The organism is Embleya sp. NPDC005971, from assembly GCF_040629175.1.
Lineage (GTDB): Bacteria > Actinomycetota > Actinomycetes > Streptomycetales > Streptomycetaceae > Embleya.
In genome coordinates this window covers 1-1,421 of the sequence record NZ_JBEXUX010000191.1, presented here as the reverse complement: position 1 = coordinate 1,421, position 1,421 = coordinate 1, and the positions used below count along the sequence as shown (strand labels likewise).

Below are 1,421 nucleotides of genomic sequence, written 5' to 3'. Positions count from 1 at the left end.
GACCACGCCAGAGCCGACCTGCCCCGGTGGCTGCGCGACGCCCTCGACCACCTGCCGCCGCACTGGCCCGCGCCCAAGCCGGGCCGCCGACCCGCGCCCACCACACGCCGCCCCGACCAGGGCACCGACCAGACGGAGACCAGCCGATGAGCAAGATCACCCGCACGTTCAGCCGCGACGAACTCGACGACCTCGACGTGCCCTTCGAGCACATGGTCGAGGAGCACGTCATCGACACCACCCGCCGGTGGGACGTCACCCACCAGGGCGTGTTCGCCCACCCCGACGGCAGCCACTGGCAGATCCGCTGGCAGATCCCGGCCACCGAGCACCAGGAATCGGACACCTGGTTCGGCAACGACACGATCACCGGCGTCGCGGTCGAGCTGCGCGAGGTCACCGTGCAGCAGTGGCTGCCGATCGACGGCGAGGCCCGGAACGTTGCCGAACCGCCGGCCCCGCTCTACGAGATCGCGTTCACCCGGATCGGCCGCTATGGGGGACGCAGCGGCAGCCCTGCGCCCGTTCCGCTCACCACAGCCGCGCGCACAGCGGACGAACTCGCCGCCAACGTCCACCGGTACGCGCTGCGCTACCTCGGTTCACGCGACGTCGAGGTCAACGTCGACCTCGAAGCGATGACCGGGTGGATCACCGTTGGGTTCGGCAGCGCCGGGGAGTTCACGATCACCGCCATCGAGGAGCCGACCCAGTGACCGACCTGACTGGCCTGTGGCGTGGTCTCCTCGCCCTGGCGGACCAGGCCGATGCCGCCCGCGAGCGCGCCCGTGCCGAGCGCCGCGCACGCCCCGAGGCCATCGCCCGCCGACAGGAGGCGGCCCGGCGCGGCTGGGAGACGCGCAGGGCCAAGCCCGACCCCGACCCCGTCGACGGGCGGCACGACGGTGGCCCCGGCCCGAAATGCGACGAGATGACACACGACAGCATCGGTGACGAGGTGTTCTGCGCACTCGCGCCTGATCACTCGGGAGATTGCGACGATCTCAACGGCTGCCAATGGGACGCCTCGTGACCGCCCCCGAGCCGCTCGACCTGGCGGCAATCCGCGCGGACCGTGCGCTCGCCGCCACCCCGCCCGGCATCGGCCCCGGCAATCTCCTGCTCACCGACTCGTACACCGCACTCGACCGCATCCTCGACCGGCACCTGCCTGCGCTGCTGGACCAGGCCGAGCACGACGCGGCCGAGCTGGTGCACCTGCGGCTGGCGGACAGCAGCAACCGCCGCGCCATCGCCGACCTGGAGGCGACCGTCGAGCGCTACGACACCGCGCTGATCGAGGCCGCCCGCGACCTCGACCGCGCCCGCGAGCACATCGCCGACCTGGACGGCCAGATCGAGGGGCAGGACCAGGCGCTCGCCGCTGCCGACGTCGACCGCGAGCGGCAGGCCGCCGAGAT

3 protein-coding genes are annotated in these 1,421 nt (G+C 72.5%); all 3 read left to right on the top strand.

The genetic code is table 11. The annotated features are described in order from the left end of the window. Positions 1–146: 146 nt before the first annotated feature. On the top strand, positions 147–716 hold the full coding sequence (locus ABZ374_RS48535) for a hypothetical protein (RefSeq protein WP_360325266.1): 570 nt from the start codon (positions 147–149) through the stop codon (positions 714–716). Continuing rightward, positions 713–1,033, top strand: a complete 321-nt coding sequence (locus ABZ374_RS48530; RefSeq protein WP_360325263.1) for a hypothetical protein — start codon at positions 713–715, stop codon at positions 1,031–1,033. The genes ABZ374_RS48535 and ABZ374_RS48530 overlap by 4 nt, the downstream gene beginning before the upstream one ends. Continuing rightward, the coding region (locus ABZ374_RS48525; protein ID WP_360325261.1) for a hypothetical protein at positions 1,030–1,421 on the top strand (392 nt) is incomplete at its 3' end. The genes ABZ374_RS48530 and ABZ374_RS48525, both read left to right, overlap by 4 nt.

Excerpts from the sequence above, each read along its gene's own strand:
- ABZ374_RS48535 (WP_360325266.1), top strand. The coding sequence starts at position 147 with ATGAGCAAGATCACCCGCACGTTCAGCCGCGACGAACTCGACGACCTC.